Here is a 22,680-nt window from a genome sequence, read left to right as displayed (position 1 = left end):
TCAATAAAATCAGAAGCTCTAAAAAGATTAATTATCAAAAGTTACAGATTAAAATCAGCTAATAATTAATAAAAAAGAATATAAATCATGTATAAAATCAGTTAAATTATTAAACTTTATTAAATCGTGAATAAATCAACAGATTAAATTATTCCCTTTTAAAATAAGTAACATAGCTTTTATTTATTATTAAATATTATATATTAAAATACTAAAGACTAAATTGTGTGATTAGATGAAAAGTGACAATATTAAAAAAGGAATTCAAAGAGCACCACATAGGTCTTTACTTAGAGCATGCGGTCTTGGAGATAATGATTTTGATAAACCTTTTATTGGAATAGCTAACAGTTTTACAGAAATTGTTCCCGGACATATTCATCTCAGAAAACTTGTTGAATTTGTAAAAGAAGGAATAATAGCTGCTGGAGGTATTCCATTTGAATTTAACACTATGGCTATTTGTGATGGAATAAGTATGAATCACGAAGGAATGAAATATTCCCTTCCTTCCAGAGAAATTATAGCTGCTACTGTTGAAAGTATGGCTAAAGGACATAGTTTTGACGGATTAGTACTTATGCCTAGCTGTGATAAAGTAGTTCCAGGTATGATTATGGGTGCAGCCAGAGTAAATGTTCCTGCAATCGTAGTTACCGGTGGGCCAATGGCTGCCGGACAATATAACGGTAAAAATGCAGATTTGATTACTGTATTTGAAGCTGTCGGTCAGGAATCTGCAGGTAAAATCTCAGAAGAGGAAGTTTACGAAATTGAAAAATGCGCCTGTCCAGGTGCAGGGAGCTGTTCCGGATTATTTACTGCAAATACTATGGCATGTGTAACAGAAACTTTAGGATTATCCCTGCCATTTTGTGCTACAACTCATGCAGCAGATAAAGCTAATGAAGAAATGGCTTACAATTCAGGTAAACAAATCATCAAATTAGTAGAAGCTGATTTGAAACCGTCAGATATTTTAACACAGGAAGCATTTAACAATGCAATTACAGTAGACATGGCTCTTGGCGGATCAAGTAACACTGCACTTCATATACCTGCAATAGCTAATGAAGTTGAAGGTGTTGAAGTTACTCTTGATTTATTTGACAAAATCAGCAGAGTAGTTCCCCATATTTGTCTAATTTCTCCAGCAGGTACAGACACAATGATGGACTTACATAAAGCTGGAGGAATTCCTGGAGTATTAAAAACACTTGGAGATAAAATTGATACATCTGCTGTTACTGTTACAACAAAAACATTAGAAGAAAACATTGAAGATGTTGAAGTTACAAATACTGATGTTATCCATCCGTTAGATAATCCTATACATAAAGATGGTGGAATAGCTATATTAAAAGGAAATATTGCACCTAACGGATCAGTTGTTAAAAAAGGTGCAGTTTCACCAGATTTAATGCATCTTAAAGGACCTGCCAAAGTATTTAATAGTGAAGAAGAAGTTACTCAGGCTATATTTGACCATAAAGTAGAAGAGGGAGATATTTTAGTAATCAGATATGAAGGCCCTAAAGGCGGTCCCGGAATGAGGGAAATGTTAAATCCTACTTCTGCACTTGCAGGTATGGAAATTAAAGATGTAGGTCTTATTACAGATGGAAGATTCTCTGGAGGAACAAGGGGTCCCTGTATTGGACATGTATCACCTGAAGCAATGTCTGACGGTCCTATTGGAGCTATTGAAGATGGAGACATAATAGAAATTGATATTGAAAACAGATTTATAAATGTGGAATTATCTGATGAGGAAATATCAAATAGATTAGCCAATAGAAAGAATCCAAAAAGAGATGTTGACGGATGGTTATCAATATACAGCAAAGTTGTTCAATCAGCAGATACTGGAGCTATATTGAGGTAATTTAGATGGAACTTTTAAGATATGATGATATTGATTTATCACAAACTGTTAAAAGATCAGAAGAAGATGTAAACAATGTTTTAGATGCTGTATCTGATATTCTAAAAAATGTCAGGCAAAACAAAGATCAGGCATTGAAAGATTATACACAAAAATTCGACAAAGTCACAATAGATAATTTAAAAGTTACAGATGAAGAAATAAAAGAAGCTTATGATACAATAGATGATACTTTATTGGAAGCTCTAAAAAAAGCAGCTGCAAATATTGAAAAATTTCATAAAAAAGAAATTCCTGAAGAATGGAATATTGAAGTTAGGGAAGGAATAACTGCCGGACAGATTGTAAGGCCAATAAACAGTGTTGGATGTTATATTCCCGGAGGAAGAGCAGCTTATCCGTCTACAATTTTAATGACTGTAATTCCTGCAAAAATAGCTGGAGTTAAAAAAATTATCTGCTGTTCACCACCACAAAAAGACGGTAAAATAGGTAATGCAATTTTAGTAGCTGCTCATTTAGCTGGAGCAGATGAAATATATAAAGTAGGAGGAGCTCAGGCTATTGGAGCTATGGCTTATAGTACTGAAAGTGTTCCTAAAGTTGAAAAAATTGTAGGTCCCGGAAATATTTTCGTAACAGCTGCTAAAAAATTAGTATTTGGTCAAGTAGATATTGAGTTTCCAGCAGGACCATCTGAAGTGCTGATACTTGCAGATAAAACAGCTAATGCAGAATATATTGCTACAGACATATTATCACAAGCAGAACACGACCCTAAAGCGTCATGTTTTTTTGTAACAGATGATGAAAAATTAGCTGAAGATATTTCAGAAATTGTAGATAAAAAAACCGAAGATGCTCCAAGATCTGAAATCATAAAAGAAGCTCTAGCTAACAGTGGAAAAATTATTCTTACTGAAAACTTTGAAGATGCAATATATGTTACAAATGAATATGCTCCGGAACACTTAGTTATTATGACAAAAGATGACGAAGGGGTATTAAGTAAAATAAATAATGCAGGATCAATATTCTTAGGCAAATATTCTCCGGTTGCATGTGGAGATTATGGATCCGGAACTAACCATGTTCTTCCAACTGGTGGAGGAGCTAAAATGTATTCCGGATTGTCTACAGAATCATTTATTAAAAAACCAACAGTTCAAAAAATCACACAAGAAGGTTTGGAAAAAATATCTAAGACCTGTATCCCAATAGCTGAATATGAAGGATTATTTGCACATGTTGACTCAATCAAAACCAGATTAAATAAATAGTCTGGTTTATTTTTTATTTTTCATATGCTTGCCAAAAGCATTAATTATAACTAATATATAATAATTAATCATGTCCACTTTACATAAGATGAAAGTTTTAACTGACTCTGCTCAGTATGATTTATGTGATTATGTAAATCATCAAAAATCATCACAAGTAAATCTGCCTGGAATATACCATGCTACAGGTCATAATGGATGTCAAATACCATTATTTAAAACACTGCTTACAAACAAATGTAAAAATGACTGTAAATACTGCATTAATCAGTCTAAAAGAACTTTCACCAGATTAGAGTTAAAACCTGAAGAACTAGCTAAAGCTTTTATGACATACTACAATAAAGGTCTTGTAAATGGTCTGTTTCTAAGTTCAGGTATTGCAGACAATGAAGATTCTACAATGGAAAAAACAATAGAAACCTGCAGATGTCTTAGAAAAGATTATGGTTACGATGATTATATACATCTAAAAATTGTTCCTGGAGCATCAAAAGATTCTATTAAAAGAGCTATGGCACTAGCTAATAGAGTCAGTATTAATATTGAAGCTGCTACACCAAGCGGTTTGGCTGAACTGTCATCTACAAAGGATTATAAAAAAGATATACTGAAAAGATTACATTGGATAGATTCACTGGAAAACAGTTCTACAACATATCCAAATTCTACTCATACTACACAGTTAATTATCGGTGCAAATAACGAAACAGACAGAGAAATTCTACATAGAATAGATAAAATATACAAGAATTCCAAATTGCATAGTGCATATTACAGTGGATTTACACCTATTGAAGGTACTGAATTTGAAAAAAAAGACAGCTGCAGTAGTCAAAGAGTAGGTAAGCTTTACAATGCAGACAGTTTATTAAATGATTATAATTACAAACTTAAAGAATTAGTATTTGAAGATGATGACAGATTATCCTTAGATACTGATCCTAAAATTTTAGCTGCAAATAATATGAATATATTTCCTGTAGAAATTAATAGTGCACCATTTATTGACCTGATAAGAGTTCCGGGCATTGGTGTAAAATCAGCTAAAAAAATAATTTCTATTAGAAAAAAATACAGATTTACAAAAAAAGAAGAATTGAAAAGATTAGGAATAGCTGTAAATAGAGCTGAAAAATACATTAAATTAGACGGAGAATATCAGCCTAGTTTAGATATCTTCGAATAATTCCCAAATCTCAGGATATTTTTTAGAAACTGCTTCATCAATTAAAACTGAAGCCTCTTTACTAATACTAAATTCAGGTTCTGTTTTTCTTAAATATCTAAATACTGCTGCAGATTGTGAAGACCATAAAGTAATTCTTGGATTTTTATCAACTATCTCTTTAACTTCAGCTACATTCTCTAAGATTTTTTCCTGTTCTTTTTGATTTTGTATGCTTTCTTCATCACTTTCACTGCCAGATAAGTCTTCGGATGATGTTTCAATATCTTCAACTTCCTCTTGGTTGACATCCTCATCGCTATCCTCTTCCTCATTATCTATTTGTTGATTTTCATCTTCCTCTACAATATCTTCTTGATTATCTACAATATCTTCACCAGTTTCATCTTCTTCAGAAGTATCATCATCAAGAGATTTCGTATCTTCTACAATTTCCTCACTAGACTCCTCATTTTCAGCAGCTTCTTCTACAATTTCTTCATTAGATTCATCATTTTCAGGACTTTCTTCTGCAGATTCTTCACTAGAAGAATCATCTTCATCAATATTTTCTACAATATCTTCACTAGATTCTTCTTGTTTTTCATCTTCACTTAACATGTCTTCCAGAGATACTGCAGAATTACTGTCAAAGTCTTCATCATAAAAATCAGGAATTAAAGAATCTAATCCTTTCCCTAAACCTGTTGATTTTTTAGCCATCTAATTACCTCCATCCCGTTCTATAATTTCTTTAGCTAAACTTAAATAAGCTTTTGTACCTGTACTTTCAGAATCATAAATTAAACAAGGTTTACCATAACTTGGAGCTTCAGCTAATCTGATATTTCTTGGAATCACTGTGTTAAATAATAGATTTGTACTTCCAAAATGATTCTTAAGTTCTTTGTAGACATCTTTACTAAGTCTTGTTCTTTTATCATATAATGTCAGAAGAATACCTTTAATCGGAACAGGTGTTCTAAGTCTTTTTTTAACTAAGTTAATAGTATTAATTAAATCAGCTACTCCTTCCAATGCATAATATTCTGCCTGAATAGGTATAAGTACACTGTCTGCTGCAACTAATGCATTAACTGTTATAACACCTAAAGAAGGAGGCAAATCAATAAAAATATAGTCAAACAAAGGAGGCAATTCCTTAAGAGTTTCCTTTAAAACAATATGATAATTTTCCTTTTTGCTTAATTCAACACCTGCTCCACTTAATGAAATATTACTTGGGATAATAAATAAATTCTTGATAAATGTAGGGATTGTTACTTTTTTAACACTTACATCCCCAATAATTGCATCATAAATTGTATTTTCTAATTTTGTTTTATCAATCCCAAAGCTGGTAGTTGCATTACCTTGAGGATCCATATCAATTACCAAAACAGTTTTACCCATTACAGCTAGTGAAGTTGCTGTATTAACTACAGTTGTAGTCTTTCCACAGCCTCCTTTTTGATTCATTACAGCTATTATTTCACTCATTAGTTAATTCTCCTTATAAATGATAAGTTTTAAGTTATTAGAAATAAGTTTTAAGTTATATCTTACAAGAGATAACTTCTAAGTTATTAGAAATAAGTTTTAACTTTTAAGAAATAACTTATAGGATATAACTTTTAAGAAATAAGTTAAAAGAGATAACTTTTAATTAATAACTTATACCTCATAACTTAAAAGAGATAAGTTTTAAGTTAAAAGGTTTAATGTATAAGTTATATTTTATAACTTCTATCTTATAAATTCTACGTTTTAAGGAATAAGTTATAAGTTAGATATTTTAAGTGATAACTTATAAAGAATAAGAAATAAGTTAATAGTTAGTAGTTATTAGTTATAAGTTTTTAGTTATAAGTTATAAATTATAAATAAAATGTAATTGAAAAAATTTATAAATCAACAAAACAAATATTACATGAAATTAATTTTGTCTTAATTCATTAGCATTATCCAAATTAGAAAATATAGCATTAAGTTACGGGAAATTCAAGTAACTGTTCTTTAGAATCATTATACAACTCCATAATCAATAATAATTTTACAATACTAAAAAACAAAGATACATTCAGCATTATGTCTACAGAAGTTGTACATCTATTTTGGAGGCAATAGAATCAGCAGTTAGTTTAATGATAGGATATGGTGAATTTACTGTTCAAGTGAGAAATGATTTAAAACCTATGGATACTTGGCAATACTTCAGTTATCATCCATCTCTGATTCAAGATAGAACAAAAACCTTTTGTTTTAAAGATAATAATGGATATGAAGCATTTATTGAAGTTCCAGTTTTAAGTGATGGTAGATTAGATAGAGATAATGCTATTTATATTAACGGCAAAAATGGAGCAAGAAAAATGGATAGAAATGAAACATATTCCTATTTTAAACATGACAAAATAGATGCATGGGATTATTTAGGATATAATGCTCTTAGATAATGGTGAATAAATATGAAAAATATAGAACTAAAATATCTCAAAATATTATATACTATGCTAATAATACAATATAGCTACATGATCATAATGAGATTATTTAACATAGATATAAACAATACATATACCAAGTTTATACTGATGATTCCATTCCTATCAATGATAATATTCACAATATATTCTAAAATTAAACCATTTAACAAAAAATATCAAAAATATGAGGAATACTGGTTGCTTTTAGAAAGTTTGTACTGTATAATATTCCAAATAGTATTTTACGGAATACTTTCAAATTAATAGAGTAGAGAATTAATCTCAACTCTATTTACTGTTTGGCATTTCACCAGAGAAGTAGTTTGCATAACCTTTTAAATCCAACATACCATGACCTGAAAAGTTAATAACAATGGTTTTTTCTTCTCCTGTTTGTCTGCATTTAATAGCTTCATCAATACCTGCCTTAATTGCATGAGTAGTTTCTGGTGCCGGAACTATTCCTTCACATTTGGCAAATTGAATTCCTGCATTAAATACATCTCTTTGATGAGCGGTTACAGGATTAATATATCCTTCATGTGCAAGTAATGAGATTTGTGGACACATTCCATGATATCTTAAACCTCCGGCATGTACAGAAGGTGCTACAAAGTCATGACCTAAGGTATACATTTTAAGAAGCGGAGTAAATCCATTGGAATCTCCAAAGTCATATTCATATTTACCTTCAGTTAATGTTGGGCATGCACTTGGTTCTACTGCAATAAATTCAGTATCACTGTTTCCATCAAGTTTATCTTTGATAAACGGATATAAAGCACCTGCAAAGTTACTTCCTCCGCCAACACATGCAATCATAGTGTCCGGTTCTTCATTAGCTATTTCCAGTTGTGTTTTAAGTTCCTGACCGATGACAGTCTGATGTAACATTACATGATTCAACACACTGCCTAAAGTGTATTTTACATTGTCATTGTTGAGAGCTTCTTCCATTGCTTCTGAAATAGCTATTCCAAGTGATCCTACATGGTCAGGGTTTTCAGCTAATACTTTACGTCCAAATTCTGTATTTTCACTTGGGGAGGCAAATACTTCGCCGCCATAAATATTCATTATGTTTTTCCTGTCCGGTTTTTGGTTAAATGATACTTTAACCATGTATACAGTACAGTCCAAATCAAGTAATGAACAGGCAAGTGACAAGGCAGTTCCCCATTGCCCTGCACCTGTTTCTGTTGTTAATCTTTCAACACCTTCTTTTTTAGCAAAGTATGCCTGAGGAATTGCACTGTTTAATTTATGTGATCCTGTAGGAGAGGTATCTTCCCTTTTGTAATAGATTTTAGCAGGAGTGTTTAATTTTTCTTCAAGACGCCTAGCTCTAAATAAAGGAGTTGGCCTTCCCATCTGCATGTATAATTCCCTTACTTTTTGTGGAATTTTAATATATCTTTCAGTTGCAAACTCTTGTTCCAGTGCTGCTTTTGTAAATGCTTTTTGCAAATCTCCAATCTGGTCTTTTCCTTCACTGTTTTTTGGCATTGGAAGTTCGCAAGGTAAATCAGCGTTAATATTGTACCATTTTTTTGGCACATCTTCAGATGATAATACGATTTTATAATTCATATTAATAAATTAGTTAATGTACTATTTAAAACTTTAGTGTACAGTTTTGTACAATCAATATTTTAATAGAATAAAAACCTATTTAAAAATATGAAAATTTTAGCTATTGATGTTGGAACAGGGACTCAGGACATACTAATTTACAACGACGAAAAAGAGCTGGAAAACTCAATTAAATTAGTCTTACCTTCACCGCACCTATACATCTCCCAGCAGATTAAAGAAGTTGAAAATGACATTTACTTTGATGGAGAAATTATGGGCGGGGGAAAATTAAAAAGAAGCATTCTTGAACATATGGAAAAAGGTTACGATGTAGTAATGGAAGCAAAATGTGCTAAAACAATAAGAGATGACTTGGAACAGGTAAAATCCTATGGAATTAAAATAGCTGATGAAAATAAAAGCTATGAAGGATATACTAAAATTCATTTAGGAGATATAAACATCAAAAAGTTATCTGAATTTGTATTAGGATATGATTTGGACTTTGATATAGATAAAATAGCTATTGCTGTTCAGGATCATGGATACAATGAGAATATGGGAGACAGGGACTTCAGATTTGAAAAAATCAGAGAAAAACTAAGTGAACCTGTAGAACCTGAAAGCTTTGGATTTAACGGAAATGTTCCTGATTACTACTCCAGAATGAAATCTGTAGAATCTGCTCTTAAAAAAGAAGGCATTGAAGAAACACCTCTTTTAATGGATACAAAATTTGCTTCAATAGCCGGAATGTGCTATGATGAAGAAGCTTTGAAATTAAACAGTTTTATAGCTATTGATATTGGAAACGGACATACTACTGCTGCATCAATAGAAAATGGTAAAATTCAGGGATTATTTGAACATCACACCTCTAACTTAACTGGTGAATCACTGGAAAATTACATCAACAGACTAGCCAGCGGAGAAATAACAAATGAAGAAATATATAATGATCATGGTCATGGAGCACATGTGCTAAATCCAATAACCAAATTAGAAAAAGTCATTGTTAGCGGCCCTAAACGAGAATTAATTGAAAAAACTAACCTTGACTGGCGTCATGCATGTCCCGGAGGAGATGTTATGATGACTGGAACTGTAGGATTAATCAAAACCATTGAATGGAATGAATAAAATGTATAAACTAGATTCTCATATACATTGCCAGTATTCCCCGGACTCTTCTACAAAAATAGATGATATAATAAAAAAATCTATTGAAGACAAAATTGATATCATAGCTATCAGTGATCATAATACAGTAGAAGGTTCTGAAGTTGCAATTGAAAAAACAAAAAATATTGAGAATCTACTTGTAATTCCTTCAATTGAAATTTCATCTTCCAAAGGCCATATTCTTGGTTTTGGTTGTGAAGAAGCAGTTCCAAGAGATTTAGAGCCCGAAGAAACAATTGATAAAATACACGACCAGGGAGGATTAGCCATTATTCCCCATCCTTTTTGTTTTTACAGACACGGATTATTCTGTAAAAGCAATCCTGATGAACTGAATTTTGATGCTATAGAAACTAAAAATGCCCGTTTTATTGTTGGTTGGTGTAACTATAAAGCTAAAAAATTAGCTAATAAAAAAAATATACCCTCTTTAGGTGCAAGTGACTCTCATTATATTGATTTCTTAGGTGACTGTTATAGTTTAATTGACTGTGAATTAAATATTGACAGTGTTTTGAAATCTATTAAAAAAGGTCAAGTAGAAGCTCATGGAAAAGGAACTTCAAATATAAAATTATCAAAATATCTGTTTGACAAGCATATTCGTAAATTATATTAAAAAAAATAAAATGGATAAGAGTTATTCACTCTTTTTTACAATTTTTATTTCAATAGTTGAAACATTTGTTTTTTCACCGTTGTAAGTGTCTATCTGTTCTGTAGCAATACTAATATCTTCAACATCAGCGTTTGGGATAAACCCATTTCTAACAATTTCTGCAGTGTCTACAGCACGACTAATAGCTTTACCTCTTGCTTTAAGAGATACATGGTCTGCACCACCGTTAAATTGTGTCACTACCGCTAGAACATAGTTCATTACTGGTTTACTGCCAATAAAGATAACATTTTCTTCCATAGTATCATGACTCCATATAGACTGTTATACAATTAAATGTATAATTTTTTTAACATATAAATATTGCTTTAGCTAATTTTTTTCCATCAATAGAATTTTATTAATAGAATCTAAAACAGCCAATATACTGGCCATTATCACATCATCATTAGTTGCCCTACCAGTTGATTTATTGCCTTCACCATCAGAAGAAATAACAAATACTTCAGCTAATGCATCAGTACCTCCAGTAATAGCTTCCAGATTGTATTCTTCAAGTTCAATATCCATTGTATCTTGAATTAATTCTCTTATAGCATTTATAGCTGCATCAACTGGACCTACACCAGTGCAGGATGTTTCTTTTAATTTTCCATTAATATTTAATTTAACAGTAGCTGTTGGTGATACAATAGCTCCAGACAATATTCCTAAACCTTCAAGTTTAATAGGAGTTTCTTTAGCACTGCTTATTTCAGTTATTGCAATAGCTCTTAAATCATCATCAGTAACTGTTTTACCTTTATCTCCCAGTGCTTTAATTTGATCAAATACATTTTGGAATTGTTCCTCTGTTAAATCTATGTTATATTTTTCTAATTTAGCTTTTACTGCATTAGCTCCAGTGTGTTTTCCTAAAACTATTCTTCTTGAATGTCCTACAAGTTCTGGAGAAATCGGTTCATAAGTTAAAGCATTATTTAACACTCCATGAACATGTATACCGGATTCATGTGCAAATGCATTAGCTCCAACAATAGGTTTGTTAACAGGCATTTTAATACCGGTAATACGGCCTACAAATTCAGATAAACTATATAATTGTGTTGTATCAATGTTTAAGTCAATGTTGTAAGCGGCATGAAGTGCAACAATAAGTTCTTCAAGAGAAGCATTACCTGTTCTTTCTCCCATACCATTAACTGTTACATGAGCCTGATCTGCTCCACATTCAATAGCAGTTAATGTATTTGCAGTAGCTAAACCGAAATCATTGTGAAAATGAACACTAATTGGAGTAGTGTATCTTTCCTTAAGATTAGTAATTAATTCTTTAGTTATAACTGGAATCAATACTCCAACAGTGTCTGGAACATTTAAAAAGTCTGCTCCTGCATCTACAACAGCATCATAAACATCAAATAAATAATCATGTTCTGTTCTTGTTGCATCTTCTGCAGAAAATTCAACAGTTAAACCATGATCTTTTGCATATTCAACAGATTCAACAGCTGTTTCAATGACTTTTTCTTTAGACATTTTAAGTTTATAGTCTCTGTGCAATGGAGAAGTGCCGATAAAAGTATGTATGTAGTCCAATCCGGAATCAAGAACAGCATCAATATCTTTTTGCACACTGCGAGCTAAACCTAAAACTGTAGCATTCAAACCTAATGAATTAAGTTCTTTTGCAGCTTTTCTTTCACCGTTTGAGGATACAGGAAAACCTGCTTCTATTTTATCTACACCAAGTTTATCAAGCTTTTGAGCAATTTGGATTTTTTCATCAACTGTTAGAGCAACTCCAGGGGCTTGTTCACCATCCCTGAGAGTTGTATCAAAAATATAAATCTTATCAGCAAGATTCATATTTTCCTTTTTTAATGTCTCGATATTTTTACCATACATAATTAAAACTTCCCATTTTAATGTAATTAGTAATTACTTCTTTTTAGATATTTAAAGTTTATCTTTTATTGTGTTTTTTTATGGTTTTAACTACAACAACAATCACAACTAAAATTACAACAAAAATAGCTAATGTATAATACAGATATTCGCTAGCCGGAACTTCATTTTTATCTATGTTTAATGAATATACATGTCCACTATGATCTGCGAAGAATAGACTATTTCCATTAATAACAGGAGAGGAAGTTATTTCTGAGTTAAATAATATAGTTCCTGGATTGTAAGTAAATTCCTCTTCACCAGTGTATTTATTTAAAACATAGCCAGTTCCATCATTGGAACCAAATGCAATTAAATCTTCTTTTATAGCGGGAGTTGACTGAACTGGAGCTCCAGTAGCATGACTCCATTTAAAAGTTCCGTCTCTTAAATCAAGACAGGTTAAATTACCTTCATCAGAACCTATATAAACATTATTATTATACTCATCAATACATGGAGAGGATTTAACTTTATTGTTTAAATCATAATCCCAGCATAAATCCCCGTTTGTTTCATTTAAAGCATAAAGGGAATCATCATCAGAACCTATTATAATTTTACCATCTGCATATGATGGAGAAGAGTAAATTGCATCTCCTGTAGCATATTGCCAGGTTATATTTGTGTTATTTAAATTTATGCAGTAAACATTACCATTAGTTGAACCAACATAAAGAGATCCGTTAACAACAATCGGAGAAGATACTATTTCATCATCCCCTAAATCTGCTTCAAAAGTTTTATTACCGTCAGCTATGTTAAATCCATAAATATGCCCATTATCACAACCTACATAAACAGTATCGTTATCTACATAAGCTGCACCTTGAATAGATTCGTCAGAAGTATTATATTTCCATAAAATATCTTGTGATTCAATATCTATAGCTTTAAAACTTTGATTATTTCCTACAAATACTGTATTGTTACTTACTACAGGTGTTGCATTACTGTCTCCTTTTAAATTAAATGACCAGTCTTCAGTTCCATTTTCCATGTCAATTACTTTTAAAATACCTTCCTGTGAAACAACATATAAAAAGTCTCCATAGATTGCCGGTGAGCCTACAACTGGTGATTCCATATTAAAGGCCCATAAATTTGTAACAAAGTCAGAATTATCATCAACATATCCCGTGTGATTTAAATTACCCTGAAATGTGTTCCAATCAATATTTGCACCAGCTATTGGGCTGATACATAATATACAGATTATAAATCCGATTAATAATTTATTATATTTAGACATCTTTTTAACCTCCTTAAATATCTCTATTAAACCTTTTAACTCCAATGATAAAGAACAGTGCAGTAAATCCTAAAAGTATAACTAAATCTAACCATACATCACCTAAACTTTGACCTTTAATCATAACTCCCCTCATTGCATCGTTAAGATAAGTTAATGGGAAGATATAAGCTATTTTTTGTAAAATCCAGGGCATGGTTTCAATAGGATAAAATACTCCTGAAACAAACATCATAGGCATTGAAAACGGCATAGCTATTTGAGTATAGTCTTCCTGAGTATTTGTTCTTGCAGATAACATAATACCAAAACCAACAAAACACAGTGCTCCAAAGAAAAGAACAATAAATGTCTGTAAGATTCCTCCTTTAATACTTACATTAAACAATACAATAGCCATGAATATTAATATAAGAGCTCTAACTAATTCAACTATAAGTTTAGATGCAATTTTACCTCCAACTACAGTTGAAATTGATGTTGGAGTCATAAATAATCTAGCCAATTCACCGGTTTCACGTTCTCCTGCTATTGATGCACCCATACCCATCATACATGACATCATTACTGTCATTCCTAAAACTGCAGGAACTAAAAAGTCAATGTACTTGATATTTCCATATATTTTGTTAATATGCAGTGCAATATCATCTTTAAAATTATCAAATGTATGTCCAATTGAATTTGTAACATTTGCACTTTGGGTAGTGGTAGCTAATTCAGATTGATTAAGTGAACTTGTACTATTTTCCAACTCTTGTGATGAAGGATTAGAAACAATAGCATTAGATGCTTCCATATTTGATAATTTAGCAAATATTCCCTGAGTTACACTTTCCAATGTTGAAGAAGCCATCTGATCAGATGAATCCAAATACAGTGTAACTGCCTTTTGAGACACATTGCTGTCATAATTTTCCGGCAGTATAATTGCTGCTTTTACTTCTCCGCTATCAACCCGTTCTTTTGCATCATCAACATCATCCATAACCTCTACTACCTTATACTGATCTGTCGTTTTAATAGTATCCAATGTTACATCAGTCAAATCACCATGACTTTGAGAAACAACAACTACCGGCAGATCTGTCATGTCTCCACCCATACCATAACCAAATAATAAAATCATGATAATAGGGAAAACTAAAATTGAAATTAACCTTGGAGGATGTCTTTTTAAACTTAAAAGTTCTTTTTTAATCATCCATCCAAATTTTCTAAGCTCTATCATCTTCATTCACCTCAGCTGTTGCTTTAATAAATACATCTTCCAGAGACGGTTCCTGTGTAAATATTGATTTAACAACACCGCCTGCCCCAATAATGTCTTTTAAAACATCATTAACAGCATCATCATCAAAATTATCAATTCTTAAATTAAAACGTCCGTTTTTAGCTACTTCAACACCATGTACCTTTGGATTAGATTGAATAGCTGAAATAATTGAATCATTGGTTTCTTTAAGTAAAAATGACATTTTCTTTAAGTTTAATGTTTCAATATCTTCTTTAGTTGATTTATTTACTTCATTTTCATTTGAAATATCTCTTAAAGTATCTTTCATTTTAATTTCATGCTCTTCTTTTTCTTCTTTTAAAAGAGAATCTTTAAGACCCTGTGGAGTATCATAAGCTACTAAATTACCAGTATTTATAATCCCTACATTATCACAAAGCATATCTACCTCATGCATGTCGTGAGAACACAAAATAATTGTATTTCCTTCATCATTTAATTCACGAATCAAATCCCATAATGTTCTTTTGGTAGTAGGGTCAAGCCCGATTGTTGGTTCATCTAGAAATAATATCTCCGGCCTGTGTACCAAACTAGCTACAAGAGATGCCTTTTGTTTTTGTCCACCGGACAATTGTCCAACTCTTTTATTTCTAGCATATTTAATATCTACCAATTCCATTAAATCTTCAATACGGTCGTATTTTTCATCAACTGGAACACCATAGTAATCAGCACACAATTCTGAATTTTCCTGAACTGTTAAATCCTTATATAAACTAACCTGTTGAGGAACCATACCTAACAAATTTCTTACTTCATTGGGATTTTTTTGAACATCATAACCTCCAACAGTAGCCTGACCTGAAGTAGGTTGAATTAAACAGGTAAGCATTTTAATTGTTGTGGTTTTTCCTGCTCCATTTGGACCAAGCAATCCAAAAATACTTTTTTCAGGAATTTCTAAATTTAAAGAATTAACAGCAGTGAAATTTTTATAAATCTTTGTAAGATTCTTAGTTTCAATTGCATTTTTCATCGTTTTCCACCTTATGCATTTCATTATCTGACATATCTTCAATAAAACTTAACCAAAGAGGATTATTAAGGAGGTAAGCAAACTCACTTTTAAAATTTTTAAGTAAACATTCCCCTTCTTCTGTAAGAGAGTAATACTTAACATTTTTATTGTTACTGACTCCCCATTCTCCTTCTATAATCCCAGTTTTTTCTAATTTCCTTAGAATCGGATAAATTTTACTTGAATTTGTTTTATTATACTCATTAGGATTACAAGAACTAAAAAATTCATCTAACTTCTTCATAATTCCATAACCATGGATTTTTTCTTTACTAATAATCCACAATATAATAATATGAGTTAAACCATTAGAACAATGCCTCATAATTTTTTTTGAAAGCTGATCAACATTTTTCTTACGTCTAAACATGGCCAACTCAAACCTCCTAGTTGTTATTTAAAAAAATTATATATGTTAAATTTTGATATATAACAAAATAACCTATATATAATTATAATATATAAAGTTAATCTTAAATTATGAAATTAGGTTTTACAACATTAGCAATGTTTACCCAACCAAATAGTGACATAATAGAAACTGCTAAAAAATATGAATTTGAAATGATAGAAATACTTGGAGAAGGCCCTTTTTTTAAAAATGACAATTTAGAATTTGCAAATACTGATTTGGAAATTTGTATACATGCCCCAACAGTTGATTTGAATATCGCCAGCCTAAACACAGGAATTAGAAAAGAAAGTATTAAGCAAATGAAAGATGCTCTGAATTATGGGAGTAAAATAAATGCAACTGCACTAACCCTCCATCCAGGACAAATCGGAAGAAATGAAGAGAGAATAAGAAAATATGCACTGGAACTAGCTATTGAAAGCATTGGAGAACTTGTTGACTATTCAGACATTATTGTTTCCGTTGAAAATATGCCCGAACGATTTTCATTTTTAGGAAATAAAGTTGAAGAGCTTGAAAGAATACAAAATGAAACTGGCTGCGGCTTAACAGTTGATGTAGGTCATGGAAACACCTGTGGAAATTGTGAAGACTTTCTGGATTTAAAAAACATTAGCTACTGTCACTTAAATGACAATAATGGTATTAAAGACCAGCACATTACATTAGGTGAAGGAACTCTTGATTTAAACCTTCTTAAAAAAGTAGATAAAGGAATTATTGAGTTAAATAACTTTGACAATGTTTTAAAAAGTAAAGAAGTTATTAAAAATCTATTGAAATAACTTCTGAAATTTTCTGAATAACATAATCTGTTTTATTAATCAGCTTTGGAGAAACTTCTTCTTCCTGTTCAACAGTCAAAACAGATACATCAGCATTATTAAAAGCTAAAACATCATTAAGACCATCTCCAACCATCATTACTTTATATCCCCTATCTTTTAAACATCTGACAACTTTGCATTTGCCCTTTGGGGAAACAGTTCCAAAAGCATGCTTTTTATTAACATTTAAAATTTCGGCTAATTTGTTAATAGCTCCCTTTCTGTCTCCAGATGCAATATAAATTTCAATGCCTCTGGATTGTAAAATCTTAATCGTATCTGTGACTTCAGAAAACAGTTTCCCTGCAGAAGTAATAGTATAAGCTATTTTACTTTTATTAATGTCAATAATTACTGCAGATCCATTACAAAGTTCCATTTTAGGGATTTTTTCTTTTAAAATAGAAAAACCATCAGTAATATCACTAATAGTAGCCTGATTTTCATTTTCTAAAATATCACTAACTTCCTCTTTAGTAGTTTCACAGCTTGTAAAGCTAACATCAAAATCAATATTATGCTGTTTAATTACATCTGAAATTAAAGTGTTACTATCCAAATTCAAAAGACAGTTCGTATTAAACTGAAGAACTACAAGTGCTAAGGAATCCATAGAATCAATTAAGTGCAATGAATTAACATCAGTGAATAATTCTCCAGTTGAAACATCTTTAATAACCCTGTAGCGTTCAAGTAAAGTTCCAGAATTATCAAACACAATAGCTTTTTTCATTTTGACCCCTCTTTAATTTTATTTAATTACTTGTACACTATTTATAATTTTGTAAAAAAATATTCGTTTAGGCAAAATATTATTTTAGTTTCTATTGGTATGTTAATTGGCATTTGTACATATTATAGGAATTTCATAAACTGAAACCTCTGTAAACCCTGCATGCAGTTTAGCTTCTCCATTAGTTATAGGCAGACAATTTTTAAGCCAAGTTTGGTATTGATTGTAGGGCCAGAAATCGGTGTAATCATTATCAAATTAATCTACAAATTCTTATACTCGGGTAAAGAAGCTTCACTTAACTAAAATCAATCTTTAAATTACTCATAAATTAAATATAGGTCTTATCTACTTTTTTTAAAAAAATTATCAATAACTTATATAAACCTTAAAAAATAAAATATCACTTATTATATATTATTATGATTACTCAGGTGTTTTAATGAGTGTTATTGAAAAATTAAATTCCATTCAAAATAAAGAAATGACTGCTAAGGAGAATGTGGAAAACTTTATTAAAGTTATTGATGAAAAAAATGAAGAATTAAATATTTTCTTAGAAGTTAATAAAGAATCTGCTCTAAAACAAGCAGAAGCTATTGATAAAAAAATAGCTAACGGAGAAAAAGTTGGATTTTTATCTGGTTTAGTTTTTGGTATTAAAGCAAATATTAATGTTGAAGATTATATTATCTCTGCAGCTTCCAAAACACTGGATAATTACTTCGGAAGTTATAATGCAACTGTAATTGATAAAATATTAGCTGAAGACGGAATTATTCTCGGTATTACCAATATGGATGAATTTGCAGCTGGAAGTTCAACTGAAACTTCCTGTTTTGGACCTACACAAAACCCTGCAGCTCCTGGAAGAATCCCTGGAGGATCCAGTGGAGGAAGTGCTGCTGCAGTAGCTGCGGAAATGTGTGATATCGCTCTTGGTTCAGATACTGGAGGTTCAATCAGGAATCCTGCATCCCATTGTGGAGTTGTTGGATTTAAACCAACTTACGGTGCGGTATCAAGACAAGGTTTACTTGATTTATCAATGAGTTTAGACCAAATCGGACCATTAGCTAATGATACCAGTGGAATTGCACTTGCACTAAATGCAATATCCGATTATGATGAAACAGAATGTACAACCTTAAAAGGGGAAAGGTCAGATTTCACCAGCGTACTTGAAGAAAAATCTCTTGAAGGTATGAAAATAGCTGTTTGTAAAGAGTTTATTGATGTTACAGATGCTGAAATTAATGTTGCTGTAAACAAAGCTATTCATAAATTAGTTGAAGCTGGTGCTGAACTTGTAGAAGTAAGCTTTGATCATATTGACTTATGTCTTCCAACTTACTATTTAATCAACTATGTAGAATTCTTCTCAGCTACCAGAAAATATGACGGAAGAGATTACGGTTATAGAATAGAAAATGTTTGTGGAGAGGAAGTATTAAGAAGAATTGAAATAGGTTCTTATATTTCACAAAAAGAATACAGCGGAAAATTCTATAAAAAAGCTCTTCAAGCAAGATCACTTATTAGAGATGAAATCAATGCTATGTTGGAAAATGTTGATTTAATCGTAGGGCCTACTGTTCCTAAACTTCCTCACAAAATTGGTGATGAATTAACTCCTATGGAAATGTATGCCTACGATGTATTAACTGTAATAGCTAACCTTGCAGGAATTCCAGCTGGAAGTATTAAAGCTGGTGAAGTAGACGGTATTCCTGTTGGTTTACAAATTCAAGCTAAACCATTAGATGATTTGAAAATCATTAAGGCAATGAGTGTCTTTGAAAATGAAAATTAGTCCTAATAAATTATCATTTATTAGAATTATATTTTCTTTATTGCTTTTTTTTACAAAACCTTTATCTTACTTATTTTTCATTATATATCTAATCTGTAGCATCAGCGATGTACTGGATGGGTATGTTGCTCGCAAATACAACTTAGTTACTGATTTTGGAGCAAAATTAGACTCAATAGCAGACATGACAATGTTTTTATCATTAATAATAGTTTTATTGCCTGTTTTGAATTTTACACTTGAAATATATGTTTTAATTCTGATTATAGTAATACTAAAAATTGCATCTGCTATATATTGTTATATTAAATTTGAAAAATTATCAACAATTCATAGATATCTCAATAAAATAACCGGATTACTAATAATTTTAATTCCGGTTTTATTAATTTTTGCACCATCTGAAAATTTAATAGCAATTATCTGTATTATTGCAACAATCGCAGCTATTGAAGAATTTTTAATAATCCGTTATTCACAGTATTTAGATATTAACTGTGAAAGTATTATAAAGCTTAAAATAAAATAATTACACGAGGTTTACTTATGAAAAAAATAGGACTCGTCTATGTAAAAGGAGCTGTTCCGGGATTTGAAGACTTTGGAAAATTACCTACAGATATTGTCAAATCAAACGGTTTGGTTAATGGTATTAAAGCTAGTGAAGAATTAGATGCATTAATTATACCTGGCGGAACTATCCTTGAATCAGAAGATATTAGCTGTGAATTAGCTAGTGAAATAAAACAAATAGCTAAAGATGGAAAACCGATTGTTGGTGTTTGTGCAGGTTTTCAGTTATTAGCAAATCAGACAGATATCGGACGAAAATCAGAAGTTCCAATAATAAAAGAAGGTCTTGGCTTAATAGACATTGACTTTTCACCACTCATAAGCAGTGACCGTGTTAAAGCTAAAGTCTATGATAATTCTTTTATTACAAAAGGCCAAAATGAAGATGTTACAGGTTTCCACACACATACATACGGTAAAGCTGAAGGTGATGCCAAACCTTTATTTTACTCTCAGATTCAAAGAATGAACTATGGAGATGTAAATAAAAAATCCGAGTACAATATTTTCTCAGGAGCCTGTAACGACGAAGGAAATGTTATAGGAACTATGATTCATAATATTTTAGATGAAAACCCTATTATTAGAAATAATTTCCTGGATTACATTGATGCCTCCAGTGAAGATATCAAAAATATATCCAGTAAAAATAAGGAAGTTAAAGCTAAAATAAACAAAGATTTAGGAGTGAATTCCGGATATAAAATAGAAACACTAGCTGAACCGTTTTTAAAATATAAAAATAATGGAAAAGGCCCTAAATTCTTAATGATTGGAAGTAATGGATCTGATTCCGGAAAAACATTTATTTTAACTGGACTGGCTGGAGCTCTAAGAAAAAGAGGATTAAAAGTGGCTCTTATGAAAGTAGGTCCTGATGCAAGAGATATTGTTCCCGGTCTGTATTTAACAAACGGGAAAATGGAAGATTACGGATCTATAAAAATCGGACACTTAGGATGGATGGATATTAAACTAGCTATTGATAAATTAAACAAATCAGACTATGATATTGTATTAATTGAAGGAGTTATGAGTGTATTTACCGGACTGCTTAATGAAAAAGTTCCATATTCTGCAAGTGAAATAGCTATGTCATCAGATATTCCAATGCTGCTTATGTCTGGTGTTAATAAAGGAGGAATTGAATCAGCAGCAGTTGATTTGGTAGCTCATGCAAATATGTTGGAAAAACTTGGAGTTACAGTTGAAGCAATACTTCTAAACAAAGTTTATAACCAAAATATATTTGAAAATGTAGTACCATACATTAAAAATAACACCAAAGTTAAGAATGTCTTAAATGTATCAAAATTAAAAATAGAAGGGCGCGGATTTACTCCGGAAGTTGAAATCAGATATGATTTATTTTCAAAATATGCTTTGGAATGTGTTGAAGAAAATATAGATATAAATACAATAGCCAGCATGGCTAAAAATGTAAATTTCAATAGAATAATTCCATTTAAAGAAATAAAAAACAAGGTGATATAAATGGCACTTAATTTAAGTCCGGAACAGGGCGTTAAGTTAACAAAGAAAGATAGAGTTCATGTTGCAAAAAAAATTAAACAGGGTTGGAAAGCAACATGTCTAATTCCAGATTATGGCTTTGATGATAATGGAGATATTCAGGTAATGTCTGAAAGAAACCGCAGAGCTGTTAAAATCGTGAAAATCAAAGATGACGGAATCTATATTGAAAAAGCTTTAAAATCTAAAAATCTTAGAATTCCATGGGATAAAATAAGTTTAGTTAGTCCAACTAAAGAAATTAAAGATGGAGTAAAAATAGATATGTATGATGGCAAATATGTTGTATTTAATATTTACAATTCATATAAAATCCAGCAAATTACCCAATACATCTTTAATTACATAAATGATAAAAGAATGAATAATCAAGCTATGTACAGCTAATTATTCTTCTAAATATTTTTTTATAATGTCTTCCCCTTTAAGCAAGACCAGTCCGTTTTCTTCTGCATATTTTTTAGCATCAGCTACTGATGTTGCCTGACCTGTTTCACTATCCATCATTTCACAAACAACACAAACCGGAGTCACACCAGCCATTTCACACATAGCTAAACCTATTTCTGTATGACCTCTTCTGTTTTTAACTAAACCGTCAGCTCCTCTTAAAAGACATACATGACCTGGAGATCTGAATGTTTTTCCAAAATCATCATATCTTTCTTCTTTTAACATAACAGCCATTTCACTAATAGTCATGGCCCTATCATGGTCAGTAACTCCAGTGAATGAATCTCTATGATTTACCCATATTGAAAATGAAGACCTTTCATCATATGGAATATCATTTGGAGCAAGTTTAGTTAAATCAGGATATTTTGAACTAGCAGCTTCCATAATATCTGTCATAAATGGTAAATTAATAGCATCACAGTACTGCGGAGCTAAACAGTTACAGATTAATCCTCCTGCATTATCTCTCATAGTAGCTACTGATTTTGGTGTAACAAATTCAGAAGCGATAATCATGTCTACCTCTCCTTCTCTGTCATCATCATCATAAACTAAAATAAATTCACCATTTCTTAATGCCTCAAAACCCATTTCTAAATCGTTTTTACTCATAGT

Annotated in this window: 23 protein-coding genes; 12 read left to right on the top strand and 11 right to left on the bottom strand. The window is 31.2% G+C overall.

Annotated elements, in window-relative coordinates:
• Positions 1-235 precede the first annotated feature (235 nt).
• The 3 genes from ilvD to K4897_RS05155 all read left to right on the top strand — a co-directional run bounded on the left by ilvD (position 236) and on the right by K4897_RS05155 (position 4,354).
• Complete coding sequence (gene ilvD / locus K4897_RS05165; RefSeq protein ID WP_250415665.1) at positions 236-1,885, top strand: dihydroxy-acid dehydratase; 1,650 nt, start codon at positions 236-238, stop codon at positions 1,883-1,885.
• Positions 1,886-1,890: 5 nt separating this feature from the next.
• Positions 1,891-3,165 (top strand): histidinol dehydrogenase, encoded by a 1,275-nt coding sequence (gene hisD / locus K4897_RS05160; protein ID WP_250415664.1) that lies wholly within the window; start codon positions 1,891-1,893, stop codon positions 3,163-3,165.
• Between the two features lie 70 nt (positions 3,166-3,235).
• Complete coding sequence (locus tag K4897_RS05155; RefSeq protein ID WP_019265126.1) at positions 3,236-4,354, top strand: radical SAM protein; 1,119 nt, start codon at positions 3,236-3,238, stop codon at positions 4,352-4,354.
• On the opposite strand, the gene K4897_RS05150 is transcribed toward K4897_RS05155, so the two are convergent.
• Together K4897_RS05150 and K4897_RS05145 are read right to left on the bottom strand one after the other, a co-directional pair.
• The gene (locus K4897_RS05150) at positions 4,337-5,056 is read right to left on the bottom strand and encodes an AAA family ATPase (RefSeq protein ID WP_250415663.1); all 720 of its coding nucleotides are present in this window, start codon (positions 5,054-5,056) and stop codon (positions 4,337-4,339) included. The genes K4897_RS05155 and K4897_RS05150 overlap by 18 nt on opposite strands.
• Positions 5,057-5,833 (bottom strand): ParA family protein, encoded by a 777-nt coding sequence (locus K4897_RS05145; RefSeq protein WP_019265128.1) that lies wholly within the window; start codon positions 5,831-5,833, stop codon positions 5,057-5,059. It lies immediately after the preceding gene.
• Positions 5,834-6,447: 614 nt separating this feature from the next.
• Here K4897_RS05145 and K4897_RS05140 point away from each other — a divergent pair.
• Together K4897_RS05140 and K4897_RS05135 are read left to right on the top strand one after the other, a co-directional pair.
• Entirely contained in the window at positions 6,448-6,789 is a 342-nt protein-coding gene (locus tag K4897_RS05140; RefSeq protein WP_250415662.1) for a hypothetical protein, read from the top strand.
• A gap of 12 nt (positions 6,790-6,801) precedes the next feature.
• Positions 6,802-7,083, top strand: coding sequence for a hypothetical protein (locus K4897_RS05135; protein ID WP_141562255.1), 282 nt, complete (start codon positions 6,802-6,804; stop codon positions 7,081-7,083).
• A 24-nt stretch (positions 7,084-7,107) separates the two neighbouring features.
• On the opposite strand, the gene K4897_RS05130 is transcribed toward K4897_RS05135, so the two are convergent.
• Positions 7,108-8,409: a TrpB-like pyridoxal phosphate-dependent enzyme gene (locus K4897_RS05130; RefSeq protein ID WP_019265130.1), complete on the bottom strand. Its 1,302-nt coding sequence runs from the start codon at positions 8,407-8,409 to the stop codon at positions 7,108-7,110.
• A 90-nt stretch (positions 8,410-8,499) separates the two neighbouring features.
• Between K4897_RS05130 and K4897_RS05125 the strand changes: the two genes are divergently transcribed.
• Both K4897_RS05125 and K4897_RS05120 read left to right on the top strand, forming a co-directional pair.
• Entirely contained in the window at positions 8,500-9,534 is a 1,035-nt protein-coding gene (locus K4897_RS05125; RefSeq protein ID WP_019265131.1) for a DUF1786 domain-containing protein, read from the top strand.
• Positions 9,527-10,195 carry a PHP domain-containing protein gene (locus tag K4897_RS05120; protein ID WP_019265132.1) on the top strand — a complete coding sequence of 223 codons (669 nt, stop codon included), beginning with the start codon at positions 9,527-9,529 and terminating at the stop codon, positions 10,193-10,195. The genes K4897_RS05125 and K4897_RS05120 overlap by 8 nt, the downstream gene beginning before the upstream one ends.
• Before the next feature lie 21 nt (positions 10,196-10,216).
• Here K4897_RS05120 and albA read toward each other — a convergent pair whose 3' ends face one another.
• The 6 genes from albA to K4897_RS05090 form a co-directional block, all read right to left on the bottom strand.
• Positions 10,217-10,495, bottom strand: a complete 279-nt coding sequence (gene albA / locus K4897_RS05115; protein WP_004032678.1) for a DNA-binding protein Alba — start codon at positions 10,493-10,495, stop codon at positions 10,217-10,219.
• A gap of 72 nt (positions 10,496-10,567) precedes the next feature.
• A complete protein-coding gene (locus K4897_RS05110; protein ID WP_019265133.1) occupies positions 10,568-12,103 on the bottom strand; it encodes a 2-isopropylmalate synthase in 1,536 nt (511 codons plus the stop codon).
• 58 nt (positions 12,104-12,161) lie between these two features.
• Positions 12,162-13,397, bottom strand: coding sequence for a PQQ-binding-like beta-propeller repeat protein (locus K4897_RS05105; RefSeq protein WP_019265134.1), 1,236 nt, complete (start codon positions 13,395-13,397; stop codon positions 12,162-12,164).
• Between the two features lie 13 nt (positions 13,398-13,410).
• Positions 13,411-14,628, bottom strand: a complete 1,218-nt coding sequence (locus tag K4897_RS05100) for an ABC transporter permease (protein WP_019265135.1) — start codon at positions 14,626-14,628, stop codon at positions 13,411-13,413.
• A complete protein-coding gene (locus K4897_RS05095; protein WP_019265136.1) occupies positions 14,615-15,673 on the bottom strand; it encodes an ATP-binding cassette domain-containing protein in 1,059 nt (352 codons plus the stop codon). Before K4897_RS05095 ends, K4897_RS05100 begins: the two co-directional genes overlap by 14 nt.
• Entirely contained in the window at positions 15,657-16,091 is a 435-nt protein-coding gene (locus K4897_RS05090) for a PadR family transcriptional regulator (RefSeq protein WP_019265137.1), read from the bottom strand. Before K4897_RS05090 ends, K4897_RS05095 begins: the two co-directional genes overlap by 17 nt.
• 104 nt (positions 16,092-16,195) lie before the next feature.
• On the opposite strand from K4897_RS05090, the gene K4897_RS05085 reads away from it, so the two are divergent.
• Entirely contained in the window at positions 16,196-16,915 is a 720-nt protein-coding gene (locus K4897_RS05085) for a sugar phosphate isomerase/epimerase (RefSeq protein ID WP_019265138.1), read from the top strand.
• Here the strand turns inward: K4897_RS05085 and K4897_RS05080 are convergent.
• Positions 16,896-17,690: an HAD-IC family P-type ATPase gene (locus tag K4897_RS05080; RefSeq protein WP_019265139.1), complete on the bottom strand. Its 795-nt coding sequence runs from the start codon at positions 17,688-17,690 to the stop codon at positions 16,896-16,898. The genes K4897_RS05085 and K4897_RS05080 overlap by 20 nt on opposite strands.
• Before the next feature lie 442 nt (positions 17,691-18,132).
• Between K4897_RS05080 and gatA the strand changes: the two genes are divergently transcribed.
• The 4 genes from gatA to K4897_RS05060 are packed head-to-tail and all read left to right on the top strand — an operon-like array spanning position 18,133 to position 21,996.
• Entirely contained in the window at positions 18,133-19,503 is a 1,371-nt protein-coding gene (gatA, locus tag K4897_RS05075) for an Asp-tRNA(Asn)/Glu-tRNA(Gln) amidotransferase subunit GatA (RefSeq protein ID WP_019266850.1), read from the top strand.
• A complete protein-coding gene (locus K4897_RS05070) occupies positions 19,493-20,032 on the top strand; it encodes a CDP-alcohol phosphatidyltransferase family protein (protein ID WP_019265141.1) in 540 nt (179 codons plus the stop codon). The genes gatA and K4897_RS05070 overlap by 11 nt, the downstream gene beginning before the upstream one ends.
• A gap of 17 nt (positions 20,033-20,049) precedes the next feature.
• On the top strand, positions 20,050-21,570 hold the full coding sequence (locus tag K4897_RS05065) for a cobyrinic acid a,c-diamide synthase (protein WP_019265142.1): 1,521 nt from the start codon (positions 20,050-20,052) through the stop codon (positions 21,568-21,570).
• Entirely contained in the window at positions 21,571-21,996 is a 426-nt protein-coding gene (locus K4897_RS05060; RefSeq protein WP_019266853.1) for a hypothetical protein, read from the top strand.
• Here the strand turns inward: K4897_RS05060 and ribB are convergent, their stop codons facing one another.
• Positions 21,997-22,677, bottom strand: coding sequence for a 3,4-dihydroxy-2-butanone-4-phosphate synthase (gene ribB, locus K4897_RS05055; RefSeq protein ID WP_019265144.1), 681 nt, complete (start codon positions 22,675-22,677; stop codon positions 21,997-21,999). It lies immediately after the preceding gene.
• Positions 22,678-22,680 lie beyond the last annotated feature (3 nt).

This window comes from Methanobrevibacter sp. TLL-48-HuF1 (genome assembly GCF_023617305.1).
GTDB lineage: Archaea > Methanobacteriota > Methanobacteria > Methanobacteriales > Methanobacteriaceae > Methanocatella > Methanocatella intestini.
The sequence above is the reverse complement of the archived record's forward strand: the minus strand, read 5'-3'. Positions and strand labels throughout refer to the sequence as shown.

Coding starts and splice junctions, on each gene's coding strand:
- K4897_RS05060 (WP_019266853.1), top strand. CDS start 21,571: ATGGCACTTAATTTAAGTCCGGAACAGGGCGTTAAGTTAACAAAGAAA.
- K4897_RS05105 (WP_019265134.1), bottom strand. CDS start 13,397: ATGTCTAAATATAATAAATTATTAATCGGATTTATAATCTGTATATTA.
- ilvD (WP_250415665.1), top strand. CDS start 236: ATGAAAAGTGACAATATTAAAAAAGGAATTCAAAGAGCACCACATAGG.
- albA (WP_004032678.1), bottom strand. CDS start 10,495: ATGGAAGAAAATGTTATCTTTATTGGCAGTAAACCAGTAATGAACTAT.
- K4897_RS05125 (WP_019265131.1), top strand. CDS start 8,500: ATGAAAATTTTAGCTATTGATGTTGGAACAGGGACTCAGGACATACTA.
- K4897_RS05095 (WP_019265136.1), bottom strand. CDS start 15,673: ATGAAAAATGCAATTGAAACTAAGAATCTTACAAAGATTTATAAAAAT.
- hisD (WP_250415664.1), top strand. CDS start 1,891: ATGGAACTTTTAAGATATGATGATATTGATTTATCACAAACTGTTAAA.
- K4897_RS05110 (WP_019265133.1), bottom strand. CDS start 12,103: ATGTATGGTAAAAATATCGAGACATTAAAAAAGGAAAATATGAATCTT.
- K4897_RS05100 (WP_019265135.1), bottom strand. CDS start 14,628: ATGATAGAGCTTAGAAAATTTGGATGGATGATTAAAAAAGAACTTTTA.
- K4897_RS05120 (WP_019265132.1), top strand. CDS start 9,527: ATGAATAAAATGTATAAACTAGATTCTCATATACATTGCCAGTATTCC.
- K4897_RS05135 (WP_141562255.1), top strand. CDS start 6,802: ATGAAAAATATAGAACTAAAATATCTCAAAATATTATATACTATGCTA.
- K4897_RS05150 (WP_250415663.1), bottom strand. CDS start 5,056: ATGGCTAAAAAATCAACAGGTTTAGGGAAAGGATTAGATTCTTTAATT.
- K4897_RS05065 (WP_019265142.1), top strand. CDS start 20,050: ATGAAAAAAATAGGACTCGTCTATGTAAAAGGAGCTGTTCCGGGATTT.
- K4897_RS05155 (WP_019265126.1), top strand. CDS start 3,236: ATGTCCACTTTACATAAGATGAAAGTTTTAACTGACTCTGCTCAGTAT.
- K4897_RS05085 (WP_019265138.1), top strand. CDS start 16,196: ATGAAATTAGGTTTTACAACATTAGCAATGTTTACCCAACCAAATAGT.
- gatA (WP_019266850.1), top strand. CDS start 18,133: ATGAGTGTTATTGAAAAATTAAATTCCATTCAAAATAAAGAAATGACT.
- K4897_RS05145 (WP_019265128.1), bottom strand. CDS start 5,833: ATGAGTGAAATAATAGCTGTAATGAATCAAAAAGGAGGCTGTGGAAAG.
- K4897_RS05130 (WP_019265130.1), bottom strand. CDS start 8,409: ATGAATTATAAAATCGTATTATCATCTGAAGATGTGCCAAAAAAATGG.
- ribB (WP_019265144.1), bottom strand. CDS start 22,677: ATGAGTAAAAACGATTTAGAAATGGGTTTTGAGGCATTAAGAAATGGT.
- K4897_RS05080 (WP_019265139.1), bottom strand. CDS start 17,690: ATGAAAAAAGCTATTGTGTTTGATAATTCTGGAACTTTACTTGAACGC.
- K4897_RS05070 (WP_019265141.1), top strand. CDS start 19,493: ATGAAAATTAGTCCTAATAAATTATCATTTATTAGAATTATATTTTCT.